Source organism: Undibacterium sp. FW305-107 (assembly GCF_058788535.1).
The window spans coordinates 334,258-357,877 of sequence record NZ_JBYTAV010000004.1 but is presented as its reverse complement, the minus strand read 5'-3'; the positions used below and the strand labels follow the sequence as shown (position 1 = coordinate 357,877).

At 51.5% G+C, this 23,620-nt stretch carries 14 protein-coding genes; 4 read left to right on the top strand and 10 right to left on the bottom strand.

All coding sequences use genetic code 11. The features are described from left to right. Positions 1 to 9: 9 nt before the first annotated feature. The 4 genes from AC3WQT_RS11130 to AC3WQT_RS11115 all read right to left on the bottom strand — a co-directional run bounded on the left by AC3WQT_RS11130 (position 10) and on the right by AC3WQT_RS11115 (position 7,159). Positions 10 to 1,233, bottom strand: a complete 1,224-nt coding sequence (locus AC3WQT_RS11130) for a hypothetical protein (protein ID WP_492703942.1) — start codon at positions 1,231 to 1,233, stop codon at positions 10 to 12. Continuing rightward, entirely contained in the window at positions 1,230 to 2,018 is a 789-nt protein-coding gene (locus AC3WQT_RS11125; protein ID WP_492703941.1) for a sigma-70 family RNA polymerase sigma factor, read from the bottom strand. Before AC3WQT_RS11125 ends, AC3WQT_RS11130 begins: the two co-directional genes overlap by 4 nt. Continuing rightward, the gene (locus AC3WQT_RS11120; protein WP_492703940.1) at positions 1,982 to 6,289 is read right to left on the bottom strand and encodes an MG2 domain-containing protein; all 4,308 of its coding nucleotides are present in this window, start codon (positions 6,287 to 6,289) and stop codon (positions 1,982 to 1,984) included. The genes AC3WQT_RS11125 and AC3WQT_RS11120 overlap by 37 nt, the downstream gene beginning before the upstream one ends. Positions 6,290 to 6,376: 87 nt before the next feature. Beyond that, complete coding sequence (locus tag AC3WQT_RS11115) at positions 6,377 to 7,159, bottom strand: hypothetical protein (protein WP_492703939.1); 783 nt, start codon at positions 7,157 to 7,159, stop codon at positions 6,377 to 6,379. Between the two features lie 298 nt (positions 7,160 to 7,457). Between AC3WQT_RS11115 and AC3WQT_RS11110 the strand changes: the two genes are divergently transcribed. Continuing rightward, complete coding sequence (locus tag AC3WQT_RS11110) at positions 7,458 to 10,991, top strand: EAL domain-containing protein (protein WP_492703938.1); 3,534 nt, start codon at positions 7,458 to 7,460, stop codon at positions 10,989 to 10,991. A 151-nt stretch (positions 10,992 to 11,142) separates the two neighbouring features. Beyond that, positions 11,143 to 11,844, top strand: a complete 702-nt coding sequence (locus tag AC3WQT_RS11105; RefSeq protein WP_492703937.1) for a YceH family protein — start codon at positions 11,143 to 11,145, stop codon at positions 11,842 to 11,844. Between the two features lie 79 nt (positions 11,845 to 11,923). Here the strand turns inward: AC3WQT_RS11105 and AC3WQT_RS11100 are convergent, their stop codons facing one another. After that, on the bottom strand, positions 11,924 to 13,006 hold the full coding sequence (locus tag AC3WQT_RS11100) for a TFIIB-type zinc ribbon-containing protein (protein WP_492703936.1): 1,083 nt from the start codon (positions 13,004 to 13,006) through the stop codon (positions 11,924 to 11,926). A gap of 69 nt (positions 13,007 to 13,075) precedes the next feature. Beyond that, positions 13,076 to 14,230 carry an SPFH domain-containing protein gene (locus AC3WQT_RS11095; protein ID WP_492703935.1) on the bottom strand — a complete coding sequence of 385 codons (1,155 nt, stop codon included), beginning with the start codon at positions 14,228 to 14,230 and terminating at the stop codon, positions 13,076 to 13,078. A 314-nt stretch (positions 14,231 to 14,544) separates the two neighbouring features. Between AC3WQT_RS11095 and AC3WQT_RS11090 the strand changes: the two genes are divergently transcribed. Together AC3WQT_RS11090 and AC3WQT_RS11085 are read left to right on the top strand one after the other, a co-directional pair. After that, complete coding sequence (locus AC3WQT_RS11090) at positions 14,545 to 15,345, top strand: HNH endonuclease (protein WP_492703934.1); 801 nt, start codon at positions 14,545 to 14,547, stop codon at positions 15,343 to 15,345. Between the two features lie 30 nt (positions 15,346 to 15,375). Then, positions 15,376 to 15,690, top strand: a complete 315-nt coding sequence (locus AC3WQT_RS11085) for a hypothetical protein (RefSeq protein WP_492703933.1) — start codon at positions 15,376 to 15,378, stop codon at positions 15,688 to 15,690. Positions 15,691 to 16,269: 579 nt separating this feature from the next. Here the strand turns inward: AC3WQT_RS11085 and gluP are convergent. From gluP to AC3WQT_RS11065, 4 genes are all read right to left on the bottom strand, one after another. Next, a complete protein-coding gene (gluP, locus tag AC3WQT_RS11080; protein ID WP_492703932.1) occupies positions 16,270 to 17,550 on the bottom strand; it encodes a glucose/galactose MFS transporter in 1,281 nt (426 codons plus the stop codon). A gap of 161 nt (positions 17,551 to 17,711) precedes the next feature. Continuing rightward, positions 17,712 to 20,318: a TonB-dependent receptor gene (locus AC3WQT_RS11075; protein ID WP_492703931.1), complete on the bottom strand. Its 2,607-nt coding sequence runs from the start codon at positions 20,316 to 20,318 to the stop codon at positions 17,712 to 17,714. Positions 20,319 to 20,532: 214 nt separating this feature from the next. Next, positions 20,533 to 21,753 (bottom strand): ABC transporter substrate-binding protein, encoded by a 1,221-nt coding sequence (locus tag AC3WQT_RS11070; protein ID WP_492704154.1) that lies wholly within the window; start codon positions 21,751 to 21,753, stop codon positions 20,533 to 20,535. A 415-nt stretch (positions 21,754 to 22,168) separates the two neighbouring features. Then, the gene (locus AC3WQT_RS11065) at positions 22,169 to 23,617 is read right to left on the bottom strand and encodes an ATP-binding protein (protein ID WP_492703930.1); all 1,449 of its coding nucleotides are present in this window, start codon (positions 23,615 to 23,617) and stop codon (positions 22,169 to 22,171) included. Positions 23,618 to 23,620: the final 3 nt, after the last annotated feature.

The following is a 23,620-nucleotide window of genomic DNA, read 5'->3' as shown; positions in this document are numbered from 1 at the left end:
TGATCCTTTTTATTTTTGCAGCGCCTCGATTTTCTTTTGCAAGGATTTATCGACTACAAAATCTGGATAGACTGCGCGGAATTTTTTCCACTCTTCCAGTGCTTCATGGTTTTGTTTTTCCTTGAGCAGTTTTTCTATTTTTGCCTGCCAGTCCGGGGCATCTGGTGCCTGTACAGGTGGTACGGCAGCCAGGGTCTGGACTGGTTGTGCAGCAACACGGGCTTGCTTATCGGCTTGCACGTCCGCCTTTTTGTCAGCATTCATGCTGTCCATGGCTGGCTTGGCCAACGGTGCCGACGTTGCAGCAGCAGGTGCGCTTTTCGCCATCAGGGGCGACGCTGCCCTGGCAAGAGGTGGCGCAGGAGCTTGCAGGCGGCTATCAGCTTCAGCTTCTTTGGCAAGCTGCCTTGGCGCTTCTTCCTTGGCGGCGATTTTGAATGATTCCGTGTTTCTGGCACGTTCTGCTTCTGCGTGCCGTACTACTTCTGGCATTTTCTCGTTGGCCATACCTCCGGCAATTGCTTTTGGCGCTGATGGCGGGGCCTCGGCAAGCTGTACCGGTGCAGGTGCCGCAGCGGCTGGTGCTGGGTTGGCGGGCATGGCAGTTGCTGGTGGTGCGTAAGCAGATGCTTCCCGGGGCGGGGCAGCGGCAGCAACGGGGGCTGATTTCATCTCCGCATCCGCTCTGCGCTCTGCCTTGGCCTTGGGCTCTATTGCATAGTCCCTGGCCGCAATCTTGCCCGCAGCATCTGCCTGAGGTGCGGATATTACAGGCGGAATGGCGGCAACTGGCGGCATGTTCGCAGACGCGGCCGCTGCAATCTCGCCATTCTTCACTTCTTGCGGATAAATGACTTTCTCTTCAGCCTGCCTGGTATTGGCTGCTGCAATTTCCTCTTCATGTTCTTGTCGCAGCAGGAACAAGGGGACCGCAAGCAAAACACTGGCGGCAAGGCCGAGTGGCGTTTTCCAGCGCCATAAGAAGGAAGGGTGATGGGGTGATGCATCAGGATTGTTGGCATCATTGGCAGCTACAACTGCCGGCGTAGTTGCGCCTGCCATAGCCAGGGCTGCTTCAGCGTCAGCCATGATGGCGGCGTCCAGTTCAGCCGATGGTGTATCTTGTGGCAGATCTTGCAGCAAGAGGGCGAGTTCATCCCCACCTTGTAAAAAGGCATCAAATTCGGCATCTGCCAAATCGTTGTTGCTATCCTTGATGTCTTTATCGCTCATGCTGGCTCACCTTGCTTCGTCTGGCTATGCAATTGGGAGCGTAGTTTTTGCATTGCATAGCGTAATCTGCTTTTGACAGTTTCTACCGGTACTGCAGTCACCGTGGCAATTTCTTCCAGGCTGAGTCCGTTAAATTGTTGTAAGACCAATGCTTCTTTCTGGTCATTCGGCAAGACACGGATGGCTGCGTGCAGCCTGTCGTTTTGCTGCTTCTTGTCCAGCGCTGCTTCTGGTGACAAGCCATCATGGGCAATGTCCGCACTACTGGCTGTGCCATTCAACTCAGTATCGTCATTTTCCTGGATGAGCTGGCTTTCTTTTTGCCGTAATAAGTCAATCAGGCGGTTGCGGGCAATCTGGTAAAGATAAGTGCGAAAGCCCGCCAAGGGCGTGTAGCTGGTCCTGGCCGTATGCAGGGCTGCCCAGCTGTCCTGCACGATTTCATCGACCCATTCGCGGCGGGGTGAACGCCAGCTGATAAAACGATACAAACCATGACTATGTCGCTGATACAGCTCCTTGAAGGCGAGCAGGTCGCCTTTGCAATACAGCAGCATCAAAGCTTCATCGGTGTCAGGTTGGGGGATCATGTCCCCTAGTTTACCGGAAATCCCACTGCCGCCAACAAAATTTCTGATCTGCCATGCCGGTAAATGTTTATAGATGAATGCCAGGTACAGCACTTTCCCCTCAGCATATTTCCTGATCAAAAAGTGCTGCACCTTGTCCCCCTTATTGCTCAGAGTACTCAGGGTGTGATATTGATGTTCAGTGGACTGGTCCACGTCTTGTCCGTATCGTTGTAGTACAGGTAGGCGGATGATGCCGGGCCGCTATAACTGCCTGGCACGCTTGCCACCAGGTCTATACCCAGTTTCTTGACTTCACCAGGCTTCATGTCGCGGAAGTAAAGTATCACTTCACGGGCGCGGGTTTCAAAGAAAGCGATCTGGCCTTTTTCACGCAATTCCTTGAGCTGCCAGTTCTGGAAAGTCAAGCCACCAGGCAAGCCCAGACGCACCAGGCTCATCGGTTGACCGGCCTGAGTCTTGTTGCTGATGACTGCATCCAGCCTGACGGTTTCACCCATTTTCAATTCAGACTTGGCCAGACGGGTTTGCAAATCAACTACGGCAGTCCTGGATGATGCCGGTTCGGTAGTGCGATATTCGACAGCGATTGAGTAAGGCAGGGCATCGTTGTTTTGCGATTTCAGAGTGATGATATGTTTGCCCGGTGCCAGTGCCTTGTCAAAGTCCGTGAACAAGATCGCGTCACGACGGCCTGCTTCATAACTTTGTTCGCTGACCACGACACCATCGACCAGCAAACTGACTTTGCCAGGCTTGGGCGCAACGCGGGTGGCATTGTCATAAGCGATCATGGCTTTCAAGGCCAGCACAGTTGCCTGCGTTGCACCCCATTGGCCAAAGCCGCTACGGTTGTTTTGCAGCCAGTTGATGCCCTTGCGTGCCTGCTCCAGATGGTCACCAGATTTCAGCATGGCCAGTATTGCCAGCGAAGTCGTTTCTATATGCAGATTGCTGCCACCACTGCGGGTGATGGAGTGATCAGCATTCGTCCATGCGCCTGATGCAGCCTGCATATTCGCCAGTTTTTCTACCGCAGCCTTGCGGGTTTTTTCTGGTACAGCTGCTTTGCCATTGCCTTCCAGCATGCTGCCAACTGCCAAGGCCAGTTGATAGGCATCCTGGGTGTTCTCAGCCAGTGTGACTGATTTTCCTATCTCTTTGTCCAACCCGGTTTCACCGGCGCTAACCAGCGCCCACGTGATATAGGCATCAGTCACAGCAGGGGCAGCACGTCCAAAGGTGTCAAGCGCCTTGGCATCTTTCTGATAACCGCCACTGCCATCACGCCTGGATTTCAGCCATGCTGCAGTGCGTGTCATCATGGCCTTGTCGACTTCACCATAGATAGGTTTCATGTCAGCAAATTCCAGCAGGCCGTAGGCTGTCAGTGCTTCATGCCCGGGGTCACCGCCAAACCATTCATAGCCTTTTTTCGGCGATTCAAAACCAGTCAGTTTCTTGTAACCGCTATCCAGCAATTTACCTGTGCGTTCCAGCAAAGCGGTGTCTGCCACATCATGCTGCTTCAGGTATTGCATGATCATCACGTTCGGGTAATTGGTGGACGAGGTTTGTTCAAAGCAGCCATAAGGTTCGCGCAGCATGCCTTCCAGACCCGATATCATCGTGGACAATGACGAGGTGTATACCTTGATGCTGGCTTGTACGCTACCTTTGCTGGCCTTGCTCAAGTCAACTTCATAACTTGCCTGCCCCTTGATTTGCCCGGATTTTTCTGCCAGTTGTGGAAAGCCAGGTGCCACCACCGGTATGCTGCGCAAGACTTCATCCTTCAGGCCTGATGCCCTGGCGGACAACTGCACTTCAGATTGCCCGCGCATGCCTGTCACTTCCAGCGGGATGAACATGCTCTTGCGTTGTCCCGCAGCCAGCCTGTCATCCTTGCCTTTACTATTTGTCGCTTTCAGCAAGCTGCCAAAATTCGCATCCAGTGCCACGTCCAGGGCTTGCTCACTGTCATTGCTGAGCGTCACCGGGATCAATGGTTTGTCACCTGCCGATATTTCCAGCGGCAACTTGGCTGATAAAGAAAATGGCAACGAAGACTTGATAACAGTCTCGTCACGACCTGCCAGGCCCGCACCAGTGGCACTGATACCCTCAGTCGAAACGCGGAAAGATGTCACCGCATCAGACAAGGTAAACTTCACCGTCGCCTTGCCCTGCTTGTCGGTTTGCACTTTAGGTGCCCACATGACGGTTTCACGATAATCATCACGCGGACCAGCGTAGTTGGGCTTGAATGCAGGCACAGGGAAGACGCGTACCGCAGCCCAGCCTTGTTGCCTGGCATCCCTCTCCTCTACTTTAGCGGCAGCGCGGGCAAAGTCCTTGTCGACAGCGATTTCTTTTGCAGCTTGAGCTGCCATGAATTTTTCCTCGGCGACCAGGCCATTTGCCATATCTGCCTTGAAGACGGGACGCGCAAGAATTTCACCCTTGACTTCGCGTGGTCTGACGGCATCTGCGGCAATGACAGGCATGGCTTCAAGCATAGGGGGAGCCATTTTTTTCAATTCCATAGCTGCTGGTGCCATTACCTTTGGCGGTGGTGCCATTGCCATCATGGGTGGGGCCGGTGCTGCCAGGACACGCATATTGTCTTCTCTACGGTTTATCCTCCCGCCAGCAACGGTACGGACAGAAAAATCAGCATTCAGTACAGGCTGCCATTCAAAACGGCGATAGCCACGCGTACCCATCAGCATGTCCAGTGCCAGTGCGCTTTTTTCTTCTGTCAGGTCAGTATAAAAATTCGGTTCCTCTATCTTGCCTGGCAATTCTGTTTCCAGCATCAGGCGCGACAGCAGGTGGGCACTCTTGTCATCGGCAAAGGAGAGCACCGTGTCATCCACCACTGCCAGTGTCAGTTCGGCAGGTACGGCTTTGCCGCTACTGTCCTTGGTGGTGATATTCAAGGCCACCTGGCCGCGTGGTGTATAAGATTTTTTGTCGGCTTCCACCTTGACATCCAGGCGTTGGCGACGGTTGCGGAATACCAGGCGTTCTGCAAGCGGATTGAGATTCTGATCAAACAGCGTGACCCTGGCGACGCCAGCGGCATTCTGTATCGCTGCGTCCTTGGCCTTAAGGTAAATCACTGCCGGTTTGTCGCTACCCGCTTCAATAGCACCGACATCAAAAACGTTTTCGCGCACGGTGGCAGCCACCACGACTTTTTGCTTGTCCGTGCATTGCACTCCAACGCGCAAAGCTTTTTCCTGACCATCAAGGTCATCATAATTACGCAAGACACAGCCTTTTTCTTCCACCAGCGGCAGGGCATAAGTCTCAGTCACGGTATCTGGTTTGCTGATCTCGGCACGATAACTGCGGCCAGTGGCAGGCGTGAAATTGATCCTGCCCAAACCATTTTTGTAGGTAGCGAAGCGGGCAACAGCATTGCCCAGATCATCGACCAGGCGGCCCTCTACATCTGCCGGCTTGCCTTGCTTGTTTTTTGCTTCAAAGTACAAACGGCTGGGCAAGCCTGCTACCATCTTGCCGCCTTCAGGGAAGAAATCCAGCGAGAGTTTTTTCTGCAAGATAGGGATGGATTTGGAAATCGATTCAGTGATACCACCGTCTTCTACCAGTATCGTCAGCAAGCCTTCGCCCGACTCTATATTTTTGGGCAGATCAAATTTGACCAGGGCATCACCGCTGGCATTGGTACTGGCTTTGACACGCGGCAGCTCGACACCATCAACCGTGGCGATAGCAATCAGTTGCTTGCCCGCCAGTGCTTCGCCCGTTGGGCGTTTGACTTCTATGGTGACGCTGACCTGCTCACCTGCACCATAAGATTTCTTGACGAATTCCAGTTTCTTTTTCATGCGCGGTGCTTCATAAGCCGAGACAATGATACTGCGCTCAACTCTTTGCCCTTCACCTGTACTGGCACGCAAAGTATATTCGCCACCTTGTGCTTCTGGCGGGATGATAAAGTCATTTGCTGCACTACCCGCAGTGACTTGCAGGCGCTTGCTCATGACGCTGCTGCCCTTGGGGGAAATCAATTCCATGGTGATGGCAGCCGTGTCTGCTGAAGCCAGTGTTTTTTTCATTAAAGCCCAGGTTTTGAACCAGATGGTTTCGCCCGGTTTGTACAAAGGTTTATCTACCTGTATCAACATCTGCTGCCCAGCATTGCCATCAAAATAGCTGTTAATCAAAGCCGGCAGATCTTTGCCGTGCACGGTGTTGTCACGGCTGGCAGCAGCAGGGGCAGGTTCGGCGACGACTGGCGCTTGCACGGCTTTACGGGTGAGCTTTGTCACATCCGTGCTGTCTTTTGCATCTGTGACCTCACTGTCTGCTTCAAGAGGCCCGGCTTGTCTCGGTAGCTCGGTCACATGACCGGGATCTTGTTCAGCAACATTGCTGATCTGGCAGGCACTGAGCATCAATGTCAATAATAAGGTACTGGGCTTTTTTATCATGGTAGTCTCCAAAAGGATGCTGTAAGGGCGTGTTCTTTCACACGTCAGAGGCAGCTCTGACGTGTGAACATAGTTAATTCAGATTATTTAACGGTAGTGGCCGGGATCAGGCACAAAGCCGCCGGGGAAGGGATTAGGCTGTGCAGGATATACGTCGCGGTTGCGGGGAATAATGCCGCGAGCCACCAGATTGGCATAGCTGTCATAGCGTATGCTGATGATTTCATCTGCCTGTGAACTGGCGCGCTGGAAGTCAGTTGATCTTACCGTGCTGTTGATGCGCTCGCCGTGGCCAGTACCTATCCTGGATTCTGCCTTGTCTGCTGCGATGGCGCCCTTGGCCTGGTTACTCGCCATTGGTGCTGCAGGAGCTGGAGATGTCTGGGCCCTGCGTTCATACTCTGGTTCCATGATAGCGACAGGAGCCACATATTCCCTGAACAGTGCAACACCGATGACACCAACATTGTCTGGCCGCCCTGTGCGCGCCGCATAAGAATCAGACAGTTGCGTGAAATAAAAGGCTGCCACTTCATCCATATTCTTGCGCCAGCCCTTGATTTCCATGGGCTGCCAGGCACTCAAAACATAGCCAGACTGCGTTGGCGCTGCCGTGCTGCCAGTCAGTGCATTGACACCATCGACGGACAAGACAGACAAAATCCTTTCGCCAGTCTTGTTCCTGACTTCTACCGCATAACGCTCACCTGGCTTGCCAACGACATAATTGTTACCCTGATGCCGCCAGATGGGCAGGCGTTCACCTGTGCTTTGATTGATGATGCTGACGGCAGCCAACTGCCCGGCGCTAGCCACGCCTGTGATGCTGGCTAATACCAGGCTAGCCAGTATTGATATCCATTTTTTCATTTTCTTCTCCGTAAACATGAGGGTCATGATCATTAAACGGAGCAGAAAAACAAAAGGGGTTAAAAGTTTTTATATTTTTTCAGGATCGCTGTGAATTGCCCACAAAATGAAACATTCATTAATAAATCGGCAGAAGTGTGTCGATAGTGTAATATTAATTAAGCCTGATTGTATGAATACAGCTATGAAGCTAATAATCTTTTATTGCTAGGGCGTAGATAAATGAGGCCTGATCAGCAGGTAAATAACAGTTTCTTTACTTCCGACAATAGCGACAGGCTATTTCGGCGGAACCACGATGAATAAAGACAATACTTCATTCATAGAGTTATTTCAGGCCCACCCGATACCGATGTGGGTGTACGACTTGCAGACGCTCGCTTTTCTGACCGTCAATACAGCGGCAATTGAGCATTATGGTTACACTAAAGCCGAATTCCAGGCCATGACCATAGAAGCGATCAGGCCACCCTATGAAAAGGAGAGGTTACTGCAGAATTTGCAGCAGAAAACAGCCACAGCTTTTGAAAAATCCGGTATCTGGCTGCATAAAAAGAAAGATGGCAGCATCATCAATGTCGAAATTACTTCACATCCACTCCATTTTGAAGGGCGCTTGTGCAAATTTGTGCTGGCACATGATGTCACCGAGCGCTTGCATGCACAAGACAAAGTAAGCCGCCTCAGCCGGATTTACGCTGTACTCAGCCGTATCAATTACCTTATTGTCCGCACCCGTGACCGTGCCGCCCTGTTTCAGGATACCTGCCGGATTGCCACTGAAGAAGCTGAATTTCTTGCCGCCTACATCGCTATTATTGATCCGGACACGCTTGATGGCAGTGTAGTGGCCTGGGCCGGTGATATTTCCCCTGAAATTGGTTCTGCAGGCCTGAACTTTGGTATTGACATGGCAGCATCGCCAGCGATGGTGGCCGTACGCACAGGCTTGCCAGCCATCTATAACGACAGACTTGAAGCACCCGGCATGTTTATTCCTGACGGCAGGTTTATTGAGGGCCAGCTTGGGTCCATGGCAGCCTTTCCCTTGCACGTGGATAAACGTCCCGTTGGCGTACTGGTCTTGTTTGCTGATACTCCTCATTCTTTCGATGACTCAGAGCAAAAACTATTGACTGAACTTGCCGCCGATGTTGCTTTTTCATTTCAATACATAGGGCGTGAAGAATCCCGCAAGCATGCCAATGCCCGTTTGCAGGAGAGCGAGGCGGGTCTGCGTCGCGCGCAATTGATGAACAAGACCGCGCACGTCATTACCGGCCCTGACGGAGCTTTTGAACGTTGGTCAGATACGCTGCCCATACTTATCGGTGTGGATAATAGTGGCATGCCACCTGATACCCGGCTCTGGCTGGATATCATTCATCAGGATGACCGTAACAAATTCCGTAATGCCTGCATACAGGCAGGCAGACTAGTGAGCCGGGTGGAAATCGAATACCGGGTGTGGCGCGGTGATGGCAATCTGGTACAGCTCAAGCAAGTGATGGAACCTTTGCTGGAAGATGGCGTAGTTCACGGCAAGACAAGATGGTTTAATACCATACAAGATATTACCGAACAAAAATCCCAGCAAGAAAAAATAGCCAGGCTAAGCCGCATTTATGCAGTGCTGTCCGGCATTAACTCTGCCATCGTGCGCACCCACAATCGCATGGAACTGTTTCAGGAAACCTGCAGGGTTGCGGTACACGAAGGGGCTTTTGGCATGGCCTGGGTCGCAAGTACCGACGTGCACAAACGCAGTGATCCTGTTGTTGCCTTATACAGCAATGCGTCCGACCTCGCAGCACAGCTCAGCCTGAAGGCTTTAGCCAAAGCATCAGACAACAATATGCCATCAGATATCGCAGTGCGCGAAATGCGTATGCTTATCTGCAACAATGTGCAGGAAGATCCTGCACTGGCGAATTTCAAAGACGAATTACTGGCACAGGGACATCTTGCCCTGGCTTGTTTGCCGTTGGTCACAGAGAACCGGGTCGTAGCTGTGCTGACATTGTTTGCCGGCACCATTGATTTTTTCGACGAAGGCGAAATAAAACTCCTCAATGAACTGGCTGGTGATCTTTCATTCGCCCTGCAATTTATTGATAAGGAAGAGCAACTTAGTTATCTCGCGTTTTACGACAAGCTGACAGGCCTGCCAAATAGCCGTTTGTTCAATGACAGACTGACGCAGCTAATGCATTCTGGCACGCAGGAACCTAACAAGGCGGCCATCATCCTGTTGAATCTGGACCGGTTTTCGCAACTCAACGATGCTCTTGGCCGCCACGCCGGTGACAACTTGCTGATACAGATTGCGGGGCGGCTGCAAGCATCCTTGCAAGAGCCTTATACCCTGGCCCGCATTGCCGGTGATACCTTTGCGATTGGTCTGGCTAATCTGGTACAAGGTGGGGATGCAGCTTCCATACTTGAGCATAATGTCTTCAGCACCTTTGCTGAAGATTTCTTGCTGGACCATCAGCCAGCTCGCGTCTCTGTCACTGCAGGCCTGGCACTTTACCCTGATGATGGCGCGGATACTGAAACCTTGTACAAGCATGCCGAAGTAGCGCTAAAAAACGCAAAGACATCTGGCGAGCGTTACCTGTTTTATGCACCACTGATGAATGCCGCGCTGGCAGCCAAGATGCTGCTGGAAAATGAACTCCGCACAGCCTTGAGTAATAACCAGTTCGTCATGTATTTCCAGCCGCGTGTCGATCTGCTAAACGGACATATAGTCAGTGCAGAAGCCCTGATACGCTGGCAACATCCAGAACGTGGCCTGATTTACCCGGGCGACTTTATTCCGGTAGCAGAAGATACAGGCTTGATCGTACAGATAGGTGAATGGGCTATCAAGGCAGTGTGCGCGCAGCAGGCCGCCTGGCGCGAGCAGCAAATAGAGATTGTCCCGGTCGCAGTCAACCTGTCTGCCGTGCAGTTTAAGAATGGCAAAATCCTCGACATCATCCAGGATGCCATCAATAGCCACGGGCTCGAACAGCATCATATCGAATTTGAACTCACCGAGTCTGTTGTCATGGGCAACCCGGAAGAAGCCGCGCAAACGCTGAAAGCCATCAAAACCATGGGTATGCAATTGTCCCTGGATGATTTTGGTACAGGCTATTCTTCACTGGCTTACTTAAAGCGCTTTCCGTTTGACTTCGTCAAGATCGACCGCGCCTTCATCATTGACGTTACCAATAATCCTGGCGATGCCGCCATCACCACCGCAGTGATAGCCATGGCACACAGCCTGAATTTGCGTGTCGTGGCAGAAGGCGTAGAAACCGAAGGGCAATTACAATTACTGCGCAGGCTGCGTTGCGATGAAATACAAGGCTATTATTTCAGTCGCCCGGTACCTGCCGAGGACTTCGCCGCCATGCTGCGCGAGGGCAAACGCCTGTTGCCACCAAAAGAAGTTGTTGATGGCACCAAGACCCTGCTGATCGTTGATGACGAACCGAATATCGGTTCCGCACTCAAACGCTTGCTGCGTGGCGAGGGTTACCACATCCTGACTGCAACCAGTGGTCAGCAGGGGCTGGACCTGCTGGCTGTCAACCCGGTGCAGGTCATCATTTCTGATCAACGCATGCCCGGTATGGTCGGGACCGAGTTTTTGCGCATCGTCAAAGAGCTGTATCCAGATACCATACGCATTATCTTGTCAGGCTATTCCGATCTGGTACCTATCGCCGAAGGCGTGAATCGCGGCGAAATCTTCAAGTTCCTGACCAAACCCTGGGAAGACGCACAATTGAAAGAAAACATCCGTGATGCTTTCATGCGTCACCGGCCAGATGCCTGATCATTAAACCTGAGCTAAGATTGATGATGCCTGCCTTTGCTTTTCGGCGATAATGCGGGAACACATTGCGCCCATGGATGATGTGAGTGCAGTACCCCAGGGCGATGCACCGGCAAAACAGTTAATCAACAGAGAATCAGCAGAGGTTCGCATGAACACAGAAAACACTTCCACACCAGAAGCAAGGACCACCCAAGATGAGGCTTTTCTGGATGCAACAGAAGTGCGCGTCCTTGGCGTACTGGCAGAAAAAGAAGCCGCCACGCCCGATAATTATCCGCTGTCATTAAATACCCTGGTGAATGCCTGCAACCAGCTCACCAGCCGTGACCCTGTCATGTCCGTGACCGAGTCTGAAGTACTGGAAGCCATAGACAGGCTGGCTGCCAAAAAACTGGTGAATGCCATCCACCAGGCCGGTGCCCGCGTCGCCAAGTATGAGCACCGCATGCGCATCAAATGGATGCTGGACCAGCCTAAGGTGGCGGTATTGACCATACTCATGCTGCGCGGCTTCCAGACCGCAGGCGAGATCCGCGCCCGCGCTGGCCGCCTGCATGAGTTTGCCAGTGTTGCTGACGTCGAAAAATGCCTCGACTACCTGATGGACAAATACCCGCCGCTGGTTGCCCGGTTGAACCTGACACCAGGCACCAAGGAGCCGCGTTACGCACACCTATTGTCCTGCGATGAAGCCTGCCTGGATCAGGCCGAAGCTTCTAGTTTTTCCAGCGGTAGTGGCGCTTCAAAAAGTGATAGAGTCAGTCAGCTAGAAGCAGAAGTCGCGCAACTCAAGCAGCAGGTCAGCGATTTGAGTTTGCAGTTTGCAGAATTCAAGAAGCAGTTTGAGTAGGCGACTACACGACCGAAAAACTCACCGCAGAGACACAACGCATTCTCCGTCTCTCTGCGGTGAGAGTTCTTGACCTTGATTATTTGTGATTCAGCATGGCAATCACGACGACGACCGCGATTGCCAGCAATACCGCACCAGCAATCTTCCATGCTGAATACGGACGCTCGCCCTGTACCTGTCCAGTCTGGCCATTCACCAGGAAGCGGTAAGTCTTGTCGCCATATTTATAAGACGACAGCCAGATAGGCAACAGGATGTGCTTGAAGCTGATATTCGAATAACGCGGCTGCATGGCAATGATACGCTGGTGGTCACCACCGATGTCGCGGCAGATGGCATTGCGGATTTCGCCTTCCATCTTGCCCTGGGCATCGACAAAACCGGGTTCCAGTCCCACCTGGTAAGCCTCTACCGTGAAGCCCGATACATAATCGTCACGGTAACCCTGCAATTTTTCCAGACGCCATGGCGCAAGGTTTTCTGCATACGAAGTCGGCAGGGTTTTTGAACCCACGACCAGTACATCGTCAAACGACACTTGCACCGCCCCCACTGCCGGGTACCAGTTGGTACGCGTCACCTGACGGCTTTTGGTCTCGCCGTTTTCAGTATAGTTTTCTGTCACCGTGTAATCGACACCGCGCTGGCCCTGATAGGTTGTGTCGCTGTCGGCATCGTAGGTCCAGTAGGGGGTGTAGATACCCTTGAGGCCGCGCTCGGCACGGTAAGCCTGCTTCAGCGCATTGGGTGCGAACCACAGGCCGGTAATCCAGTTGGCAAATTTGCTGCGCGCTTCTGATTCCTTGATATCAAATGGCGCAATCGCCTTGGGCCTGATCTTGCGCGCCGAATAAGCATTGGCAGCGATCAGCGGTACCGCGCAAAACGGGCAGCGGTCAGACACCAGGTTAGCCGCCAGTTGCGACTCTGCCCCGCAGCCCGTGCATTTCACATGCTGGCTGGCGAGCATGGGCTCATTACCCGCCTGTTCTGACAGATAAGCCTGATAGTCCAGCTCTTCTACTGCCGCGACCGTGGCTGCCTGGTCTTCAGGGATATCATTCTTGGCACCGCAATACGGGCATTGCAGGGCATGCTGGCCAGGCGCATATTCCAGCTTGGCACCGCAGGATTTGCAGGGATAGTTTTTTGTCGTCACAGGTGATGATTCCAGAACAAAATAGAAGGCGTCGCAACCATCAGGCGCGACGCCACATCAGAGGAAGATTTATTGTGGTGGCAACGGTGGCGGCATGGCCGCAAACAAACCAGACAAATCAGCCTGTTCACTCGCCTTGCCCCAGGCAGCCATGCCCTGACGCCATACCAGGCTGTCACGCGTCAAACTGCCATTGCCCACGTGCGATTGCAACACACCCAGATCAAACGGCCCGGTCTGCGCACCGTTTTGCGCGACAAAATAAGATACTGCCGTCGGCAAAGGTGGTGGCATACCGCCGCCTGCTGCTGGAGCAGATACAGGAGCCGCAGCTGGCGCTGCCGCTGGTTGCGGATTATTACCGAACATCGTGCCCATGCTCTGGCTCAGCATACCGCCGACGCCTACACCCATCATGGCGCCCGCCATGCCTGGGTTTTGCGCTGCATCACGCAAAGCCTGCGCACCCTGGTATTGGGCGAACTGGTTCATATTGCCTATCACGCGCATCGCACCTTGCTGATCGATGGCTTTTTCCACCTCCTCCGGCAAGCCTATGTCCTGCACCTGCACTTCGCACAATTCCAGACCATATTGCACAAAGTCAGAAGCAATTTTCTCCTGTATGCGCTTGCCCACTTCGGTGACCTTGGCTTCCAGGTCTATCACCGGCACGCCAATTTCAGGCATCACTTCCTTGATGCGCATGCCTATCTTGCCGCGCAGGTTTTCTTCTATATCCGCTGTCGTAAAATCAGCCTTGGTACCCACCAGCTCAGACAGCATGGCCTTGGCATCCACAATGCGTATGCCGTAGATACCAAAGGCAGTCACACGCACCACACCAAATTCAGGGTCGCGCATGGTGGCAGGCCCTGCCGTGCCCCACTTCATATTGGTAAAGCGGGTAGTCTTGAAGAAATACACTTCCGCCTTGAACGGGCTGTTAAAGCCATACTTCCAGCCCTTGAGCGTACTCAGCAAAGGCATGTTCTCGGTCGACAGCTCATACATGCCCGGCGTGAACACATCCGCCACCTGCCCCTTGCCCATCTGGCCTTCATTGACCATCACAGCAATCTGCCCCTCGCGCACCGTCAGCTTGGCACCCATCTTGATTTCATTCTGATAGCGCTCAAAGCGATGCACCATCACATCGGGACTGTCATCCAGCCATTCGACAATATCGATAAATTCATTGCTGAGCTTATTCCACAGACCCATAGTGTTCTCCAAAAAACAAAATTCTTGCAGGATGCTGGCGGGCAATTCTATTGATAGCGGCCAACAGCTATTCGGCGAATAGGCTTAAGTGACTGAATTTCACCAGCACATTCGGCGTAGGCGAAGTATTGCTGAATTGGTACATTATCACAAGGGTTGGGGAAGGGAAATTGTGTTGTAAGCGTTTGTAATCTTAGTTGTTTGAAATACATGCATGACACATTTCATAAAATGAGCCAAGACATAACATTTTGACCAGGATATGATGAAAGAATTGGTAGTTTTCCCTTTTGTGAATGTAGAAAGTATTGGCAATGATAGAGAAATCCAATAACTGGACTCGTGAGCAACTCCTGATTGCCTTCAATTTATATTGCCAGCTTCCTTTCGGCAAATTTCATAGTCGTAATCCAGAAATAATCACTTTTGCCAGTCTGATAGGTAGGACTCCTTCGGCACTCGCCATGAAATTGGTGAATATTGCTAGTCTTGATCCTGTTATCACAGATTCAGGGCGTAGCGGTTTGGTTGGCGCTTCCAAGCTGGATCGCGCCATGTGGGAGGAAATGCAGGCAGATTGGAATCGTTTTGCTGTTACTAGTCAAACTGCCGTTGATGCTTTGCTGGCACTCACTAAAGTAAGTGTTTCAGATGTTGACGTTGAGGACGATGCAGAAATATCAGATGCGCAAATTGATTATTCTGCCGGTAGCAAACGAGTAGAGACCGAGGTGCGCATAGGGCAGCATTTTTTCCGTCGAGCCGTTTTAAGTGCATATGCAGGTCGCTGCTGTATTACTGGCTTGGCTCATCCAAGTCTGTTGGTCGCGAGCCACATCGTGCCGTGGCGATCAGATAGGGCTAATCGACTCAATCCAAGTAATGGTCTATGTCTGTCTATGTTACATGACAAGGCTTTCGACAAAGGCTTACTAACCATCGATACGGAATACAAAATCAAGATTTCATCAGTTGCAAACAAGCTTGCAGATAATCCATTTGCTTCCGAATGGATATTAGGTTTGGATGGAAAGCAAATCGCTATGCCTGAGAAATTTAGTCCTTCAATGGAATTTCTTGTATGGCACAACGAGCACGTCTTCCTGCGTAACTGAGTGAACGTAAAGACTTTTATTATAGAAACAATGAATATCCGATTTTCTTATTTATATCGCGATGCCGGGAATTTCAAAAATTTTGGAGAGGCGATTTTCTCCAATCCAAATGAGACTTCGCTGGAAGATTTAAGCGCAAGAGTAAAACTAGCATTGCTTGATGAAATGTACTTCGATGCTTATGCAGTCGGATTGCCAGAGTTATTCTTTGAAGACTATGACGATGAGCTTGATCATGATTGGCATGAATTTGAATTGCTAGGTGACTCTAACGCATCTTTAGAAACTCTTATAATTTCAATAGACGAATTTATTTTGCGCTTAGAAATGAATAAATTGAACTAATGACGGGGATACTCTACCCAATGTAATTGTGATCGATTCCAGCACTTAAATTGTGTCGATATCTATGCCTTTTTCCTTCATGCCGCAGTTCATCTGATACCCCCCAACAGCAGGGTTCGCCAAGTTTGATACAAATCTCATTAAGTAAGAATAGAGAGAAATCCATTAGTTTTATATAGATTATGGAGGTTAAATCTGGCTTTCCAATGGAATTGTATTGGTTATGTATGTGAATAAGATGAATTGCCCGATTAAATTGATATGTATAGCATTGCTTCCTATTGAGTCCTTGGCTAACTTACCCCATCTGCTCAAAACACTGCGCAAATTCATGCAGATAGTGCTGATATGGCTTCAGGATTGTCGCTTGCATTTTAATAAGCAGGGCTTGTCCTTCTTTGTTGCGGTGTAGTAGCTGAAAGGTGCGTAGCAGGTTCAGTATTGATACTTCATTATGTCTATATAATGTTTTCGTGCAAGAAATTATGTGAAAATAAATCACCGGAGTTGCAATAATTTGTTCATCAGCCTGCTTGGCTGCACGCTGATGACTCAATGTGAGTGGTGGTAACCAACAGATCACCCTGCCTGATCCACCCTCTCCAATCTCCCTGCACCCGCTCCCCAGCTCCTTAATTTATGCCCCTTTACCGCATAAAAGAAAATCATCAGATAGCAGGGCAGCATGACCCAGTAGGCGGTTTGGGAGTTGCCTGCGTCTGAGAATTTTCCGTACAGCATGGGCAGTAGTGCACCACCGGCGATGCCCATGATGAGCAGGGCGGAACCTGCTGCGGTGTATTTACCCAGGCCTTGCAGGGCGAGTGGCCAGATGGATGGCCACACCAGTGCATTGGCCAGGCCCAGCATGGCGAGGAACATCACGGTATTTGGTACGACCGGCACGCCTGCCCAGCCGATGATTGTCTGGGCAATGCCAGTGTCCGTGGCTGAGCTGGTGGCAACGCCGACGGTGAACAGCAGGCCGCTGATGGCGGAAAACAGCAGGGCGGTTTTTTGTGTCATCAGCTTGGGGATGGTGGTGGCACCTAGTATGTAGCCTATGACCATGAAGCTCATGGTGTAAGAAGTCAGCACCGTGTAATTGTGCACACCCAGGTTGCGACCATACAGGCCTATGGTGTCACCGGCGATGACTTCGACGCCGACATAGGCAAACAGTGACAATGCGCCCAGCACCAGTTGCGGGTATTGCAGCACGCCCCATTTGGTGACTTCTGGCTGGTTTTTTTCTTCTTCTGCCCGCAGTTCTGGCAATGAAGAAAAATGCACGATGACCATCACCACCAGCAAGCCCGCCACCATGATGGCGTAGGGGTAGACCAGGCGGGATGACAGTTCAGAGCGCAAGGCCAGGCGGCCAGCATGATCGAGTGCTGCCAGAGCAGTGTCAGAATACTTTTCTATGCCGGACAAAATCAGGGCAGAAAACACCAATGGCACGACGATGCCTGCACCCTTGTTGAACAGGCCCATGATGCTGATGCGCATGGCGGCGCTCTCGCGTGAGCCTATGCAGACGATGTAGGGGTTGATGGCGGTTTGCATCAGCGTCATGCCAGTGGCTAGTGTGAACAGGGCCAGTGTCATGCCATTCTTGTAGCCGGTACGGCTAAGTATGGCGGCTGATGGCAGGGCCATGACGGTGTAGGCGATATAAAACGCAAACGTTACCCATAGCGCCTGGAAGTTATTCAGGTCGCAGACTATTTTTAAAAATGGGATCAGCGAGCCATTGAGCCAGGTGGCAAAGCCCAGGATAAAAAACAGGAGACTGATAAAGAACATGGCGACGACCACATCCTTTGTTGATCCCGTTGCTTGATCATTGTTGTTCATGAGGTGTTCCAGACGTATTTAAAATGGTCACTTGATCTAGTCTTGCTGATGCATTGTGCAAAAAAAACCTCCCCCTGCTGCTTATATGGGGAGGCTCTTCTGGCGCTCTTTGCATGGTGACCTGAATCACTTCAGGTCACCGTCGTGCAGATGAAAGCAGATCAGAACTTGGCTCTGACACCTACGCTGTAACGTGCGCCGTTTTCATACACGCCAACTGGCAGGCCATCTGTGGTGTTGGTGCGTATCACAGAATTGGTCAGGTTGACGGCAGTGGCGAACAGGCTGATCTTTGGTGTGATGTCCCAGTTGGCTGTGGCATCCCACTGACCATAGGCACTGGTGACATCCTGGCCACCTTCATCCAGGCCACCGTAGGATTTGGAACGGTAGTTATACGACAGGCGGAAGCTGATGCCGTTCTTTTCATAATAACCGCTGGCATTCAACTGATTGCGTGAGTTGCCGATGACATTCAGTTTTTGTCCGCCAGCGATGGAGCCTGCCTTGGCATCAGTAAAGGTATAGTTCACGATGGCGCCAAAACCATTGCCAAAAGCTTGTTGCCATTGCAGTTCCAGACCATTGATGACGGCACCATTGTCAGCATTATGGGGACGTGTTACCGGACGTGTCACACCGCCGACATTTTCTTGCGCAGTCGAAGTGTAGATGAAGGTATCGAGGCGTTTGGTGAACAGCGTGGCAGACAACATCGATGCATCGGCAAAATACCATTCTGCACCTATCTCGGCCTGGTCAGCATGATAAGGTTTCAGCAGCGGATTACCGGCAGTGGCGGCATTGGTAGTGCCGCTGACTTCGGTACTGGCGCTGAGGTCACTATAAGTGTTGCGTGCCATCACACGGGCTACTGCGCCGCGCAGTATCAGGTCTTTGCGCAAGTCATACACCACGTTCAGGCTGGGCAAGACATCGTTATACGTACGTGTCGTGCTGCCGATGACATAGTTGCCCTTGCCAGTCAGGTCTTGATAGGCTTCAGATGTCTGCTCAGTCTTGACCAGGCGCACACCAAAGTCACCGCGCCATTTGTCGAGGGCATAATCAGCCTTGACATAGGCAGCAGTAATCTTCTCTTGAATTTTGTAGTACTCGCCCTTGGCTTCGTTATAGACCATGCCTTTGTCGTACATGGCAAAGCCCTTGCTGGCGGCCAGTGCATCGTTAACCCATGCATATTGGGTCAATGAACCAGAGGTTGCTGCAGCCTGGCTCAGCAGTGGTGATGGGCCAGTGGACAGATCAGCCAGGCTGAAAGACTGCCAACCAGTGCTGCCAGGGCCTACCGTGCCTATGGTGCGGTGATTTTGCACGGTGTTGTCACGGTATTTCAGGCCCAGTTTGATATCCTTGATGAAAGAGCCAGTCAGGTCCCATGTCAGGTCACCCTGTACATAGTTTTCTTTGCTTTCCATCTTGCGTACCCAGTCACGAGCATTTTGCAGCGTGAGCTTGGTTGGGTCCAGCGGGCTCATGTCCAGGTAAGACACTTCATAGGTATCTGGTGCGATATTCACGGTGGCGCGGGTATTGCCGGTGAACCAGAAATTGCGGTCATGCTTGCTGCCACCTTCGGCAGATGTAGAACCTAACTGGCCATGCAGTTTCCAGCCATCGCCTTCGTAATTGCCTTCCAGATCGAGGATCTTGGACTTGATATAGGCTTCGCGATAGATAGGTTCGAAAGAGACGCCAGTTGTCGGGCCTACGGTGCCGCCAACTACCGCCTTGGTGCCGTCAGAGGTGGTGATGAAACGTGGATTGGTGATGCGGATAACATTATTGCCATCTGCCAGACCACCTATTTGCCACAGGTAGTTCTGGTTATTATTGTCCATGTTCATGTCTGAATTGATGTAATTCAGAGAAATGTCGCTGTCACGGTTAGGCTTGATCTGCAGGGTGACGTTGCCAGTCGTACGCTCACGGTCCTGGCGGAAAATCGCTGAACCACCACCCCATGATGCATATGCGTTTGGTGTGGCTACATTATTTTGATCGACGATGGTGTACTTGGTGGAGTCAGTAAAATTCTCCAGGCCATCTCGGCGCATGGTGCGTTTTTGTTTGCTCAGGGACAGCAAGACACCGAAGGTGTTTTCATCATTCTTCCAGTTCACCAGACCAGAGATTTGCGGGTCCGTTTTCTTGGGCAGGTCAGAGTAGGTTGCTTCCAGTGAGAACTGCGCAGTCAAAGGTGCCTTGAATTGCAGTGGTTTGCGTGTCTTGACATTGACCAGGCCACCGATACTGCCCTCATCCAGATCAGCAGATGGACTTTTGTAAACATCGAGACTGCCGACTAGTTCAGAAGGCAAAATGTCGTAGTTAAAACCACGGCTTTGTGAATCGTTTTTCCACCAGTAGGCAGATGCTACTGACTGGCCATTCAACTGCGTCATGTTCAGGCTTTTATCGGTACCGCGCACGAAAATGTCGCGGCCTTCACCCCAGGTACGGTCAACAGAAATGCCGGGTACACGTTGCAGCGAATCAGCGACGTTTTTGTCAGGGAACTTACCGAGGTCTTCTGAGTTGACTGTGTCAACGATGTTTTGCGAATCGCGTTTGCCAGCCAGGTTTTTTTTCAGCGTGTCACGTATGCCGCGCACTTCGACTACTTGCGAGCCTGGTGCAGCTTCTGGCGTTTCATCAGCAGCATAGACTATATTAAACGCAGTGGTGCTGACGATCAGGGCAATCAGTTGCGGTAATAGTTTCTTCTTGAATACGGGGGTGTTCATGCAAATCTCCTTCAGTTGGTTTTACTCGTTGGTATCACATCTTCTTCTTTTGGCGCTGCAATTTTGACCTCGTTCTGAACTACGGCAAGCGGGGTAAAAATAATCTTTTCTATGTTCTTTTTTTTCGAATCTTCACTTGCATCAAGTGCTAAAAAAAGCCGACGCCGCACTGGGCGTCGGCAAATCAATCATACGACTTGGGGGAGGTATGATCTTAACGCTTGAACTTATATGCACTTGCAACACTGTTTTGTATTCTTGCCGCGGCTTCCTTGCCTGTGACCGTGCCATTCAATAGATCGGCATTCACATTCCATAATTCCTGTTCCATACTCGGCTGGCCACGGTTCAATATCTGCGCATTGACACGTATGCTGGATTCACATGCCGTGCGCCACTCCATCATCTGTTTTCCTATCGGGTCACGCACGGCAATCAGATGATTCGAGAGTGAAAAAAATCCGGTGACGCGATTGGTATACAGGTCAGCAAATTCTTGCGAACCCAGCCATTCGAGAAACTTGTAGGCATCTTCTTTATTGCGGGATTTTTTATTGATGCCTATGCCTATGTCCATGTGATCGAGGATGTAGCACTTGTCACCAGTGGCGCGCACCGGCGGCGCAAATACACCAAAGTCCAGGCCCTGCACCTGATTGAAATAAGAGATATCCCATGAGCCTACTGGATAGACCGCAGCCTTGCCCGAAGCGAATTGATGCTGGCTGTCACTATAGGTTTGTGTGCTGGCCGTACTGGGCAGATATGAACCCAGCTTGGCGGCATAATCAAAGGCGGCGACATACTGCGCATCAGTAAATTTTGCCTTGCCTGCGATGAGTGCCTTGCGGCCAGTTTCACCATGCCAGTAGTTGGGCCCTATGCTGGTGAACAGGGTTTGTGTGGCTTCCCATTTTTCTGCCGTACCCAAGGCGAGAGGAACATAGCTGCCATTCTTTTTTACTGCATCCAGCACAGCCAAGAATTCCATCTGAGTTTTCGGTGCTTGCAGGTTGAGTTTCTTGAAGATTTTTTTGTTGTACAAGAAGCCGTGGATGACAGATGCCACCGGCATGCAAAAAGTCGTTTTCGCATCATCGGTCTGCCAGGCCAGCAGGGCGGTTGCTTCAAAATGTTCCATGCCAGGTTTGCCATCAAGCTTTTCCAGATAGCCTTTGTTATACAAAGACTGCGATACATCAAAGGGGCGGCAAGCTACCAGGTCACCCGCTGTGCCGTTGACAAAATGTGCTTGCAGGCTGCTGTCGTATTCTGTTGGCGTGGTAGGTGTAAAGCGTATGTCTATGCCGGGATGACGTTTGGCAAATGCTGGTATCAGAACTGTTTCCCACAAGGCCTTGTCATCCACGCGCCAGCTTTCCAGGACAAGCGTGCCAGCATTGGCATTGCTCATCATGGCGGTGGCGCACAACATGGCGATGTGAGGGAAGTGCTTCAAGGGAAACCCTGTCAAGAATATTTTCAGGAAAAAAATCGGTATAAATGAATTACTTGAAACCGATACTAGCAATGCGATGAATGTAATGCCACTTGCATATCTGTTTAGTGCGTCTTTTTATAAGTGATTGATTTATTGAGGGTTTGTGTGAACTGGTCAGGTGAACAGCTTACAAATCCTTACCCGGTTTTGGCGCTGGCATTGCTGTTCGCTAGGATGTGGATGATTTGCAGGTGTGTGAATTTCTCAGCTGGCAAAACTTAACTTAAGAATTCCTTACAAAACTTTACAAAAGTCCGGATTCAGGTGTTGTGATTCGCGCAGAGGGATGCCAGCTTGTCCATGCACGGCAAGCTGAAACAGGAAAGCATGGAGAGGGGAGAGTACCCGGTCAGGCGGCGTTTTCGTTGGGCAGGGTAATGATGGCCTTCAAGCCGCCTTCAATATGGTTTTCCAGCACCAGCGTGCCGCCATGTGCTTCGATGACGCTGCGGGCTATGCCCAGGCCCAGTCCCATGCCGCTTTCATTCTGGCTGCGGCCATGCACCAGGCGCACATAGGGATCAAACAGGCTGGGCAGGGCATCTTCCGGTACGCCGGGGCCGTGGTCGCGTACTTCTATGATGACGTTATCAGCAGCCGCACGCACGCTGATTTCTGCGCGTTCACCATAGTAAAGGGCATTGTCGAGCAGATTGCCTATTGCCCGTTTCAATGCCAGTGGTTTACCATAGACGGTCACGCCTGAATCTGCAAACGCCACATTATGCTTGGCCAGGTGGGCACTGCGTACCAGCCTGCGTATCAGCGGGTCCAGCCTGACTTCGGTGGGGTTTTCATGGATGTCGCTATCTTTCACGCATTGCAATGCGCCCTTGACCATCATGTCAAGGTCATCCAGGTCTTCTTCAAATTCACCACGCAAGACATCATCATCAAGCAATTCTGAACGCAGCTTGAGACGTGTGATGGGCGTGCGCAGATCGTGTGAAATGGAGATGAACAGACGCTCACGGTCTTCGATATAGCTTTGTATGCGCTGGCGCATGGCGCTGAAGGCGCGGGCAGTATTGATGAATTCCTTGCTGCCTGTCTCTGGCAAGTCTGGTACTTGCTCACCTTTGCCAAAGGCAGCGGCGGCATCCGACAAGGCCGCCAGTGGCCGCGTGATCCAGCGTACCACCATGATGGAGAGCAGCAATACGGCAGCCAGTGACAGCCCCTGCAAGACCAGGCGGTCAAAGGACAGGGGGTCATTGCCCTTCAAAAAATAAGGGTTGGGCATCAGGGCCGCCAGGTATAACCAGTTGCCCGGTTCCAGCTCGGTTTGTATCACCAGCACAGGAGCAGGTTCAGGTTTGATCAGCAAGATATGTTGTACCCAGCTTTCGGGCAAATCGGTGATGCGGGTACCCTCAGCAGATGTGGTCAGTTGATCTGGCCAGGCAAAGGCGACTTTGAATTCAGGATATTGTGGCAAGTCAGTCTTGAGGGTGTAACCCACCTTGCCCAATACCGTATGTGCCAGTGCTTGCGGTTCTATTTCTGTGATGGGCACATAGCCATTGTTCGCCTGCACAAAAAAACGCGTGCCGCCCATCTCGCGGAATTGTTGTATCAGCACTGTGCGGTAGTTAGGCGGCAGGCTGCGGAAGAAACGTATCGCGCTCGATGCACTATGCGCCAGGTATTGCGCAGCCGTGGTGGCTTCTATCTCTGCCTTGGCGCGTTGCTGAGTAGTCCAGATGGCACTGCCCACCAGTTGTGTCAGCAGTACGCCGCAGACCATGACCAGCGACAAGCGGCCCAGCAGCGATTGTGGCAGCCAGCGCCTGAGCATGAT

Bases quoted from the DNA above. Each gene is read 5' to 3' on its own strand.
- AC3WQT_RS11085 (WP_492703933.1), top strand. From the start codon at position 15,376: ATGAATATCCGATTTTCTTATTTATATCGCGATGCCGGGAATTTCAAA.
- AC3WQT_RS11105 (WP_492703937.1), top strand. From the start codon at position 11,143: ATGAACACAGAAAACACTTCCACACCAGAAGCAAGGACCACCCAAGAT.
- AC3WQT_RS11070 (WP_492704154.1), bottom strand. From the start codon at position 21,753: ATGTTGTGCGCCACCGCCATGATGAGCAATGCCAATGCTGGCACGCTT.
- AC3WQT_RS11075 (WP_492703931.1), bottom strand. From the start codon at position 20,318: ATGAACACCCCCGTATTCAAGAAGAAACTATTACCGCAACTGATTGCC.
- AC3WQT_RS11090 (WP_492703934.1), top strand. From the start codon at position 14,545: ATGATAGAGAAATCCAATAACTGGACTCGTGAGCAACTCCTGATTGCC.
- AC3WQT_RS11120 (WP_492703940.1), bottom strand. From the start codon at position 6,289: ATGATAAAAAAGCCCAGTACCTTATTATTGACATTGATGCTCAGTGCC.
- AC3WQT_RS11130 (WP_492703942.1), bottom strand. From the start codon at position 1,233: ATGAGCGATAAAGACATCAAGGATAGCAACAACGATTTGGCAGATGCC.
- gluP (WP_492703932.1), bottom strand. From the start codon at position 17,550: ATGAACAACAATGATCAAGCAACGGGATCAACAAAGGATGTGGTCGTC.
- AC3WQT_RS11095 (WP_492703935.1), bottom strand. From the start codon at position 14,230: ATGGGTCTGTGGAATAAGCTCAGCAATGAATTTATCGATATTGTCGAA.
- AC3WQT_RS11115 (WP_492703939.1), bottom strand. From the start codon at position 7,159: ATGAAAAAATGGATATCAATACTGGCTAGCCTGGTATTAGCCAGCATC.
- AC3WQT_RS11110 (WP_492703938.1), top strand. From the start codon at position 7,458: ATGAATAAAGACAATACTTCATTCATAGAGTTATTTCAGGCCCACCCG.
- AC3WQT_RS11065 (WP_492703930.1), bottom strand. From the start codon at position 23,617: ATGCTCAGGCGCTGGCTGCCACAATCGCTGCTGGGCCGCTTGTCGCTG.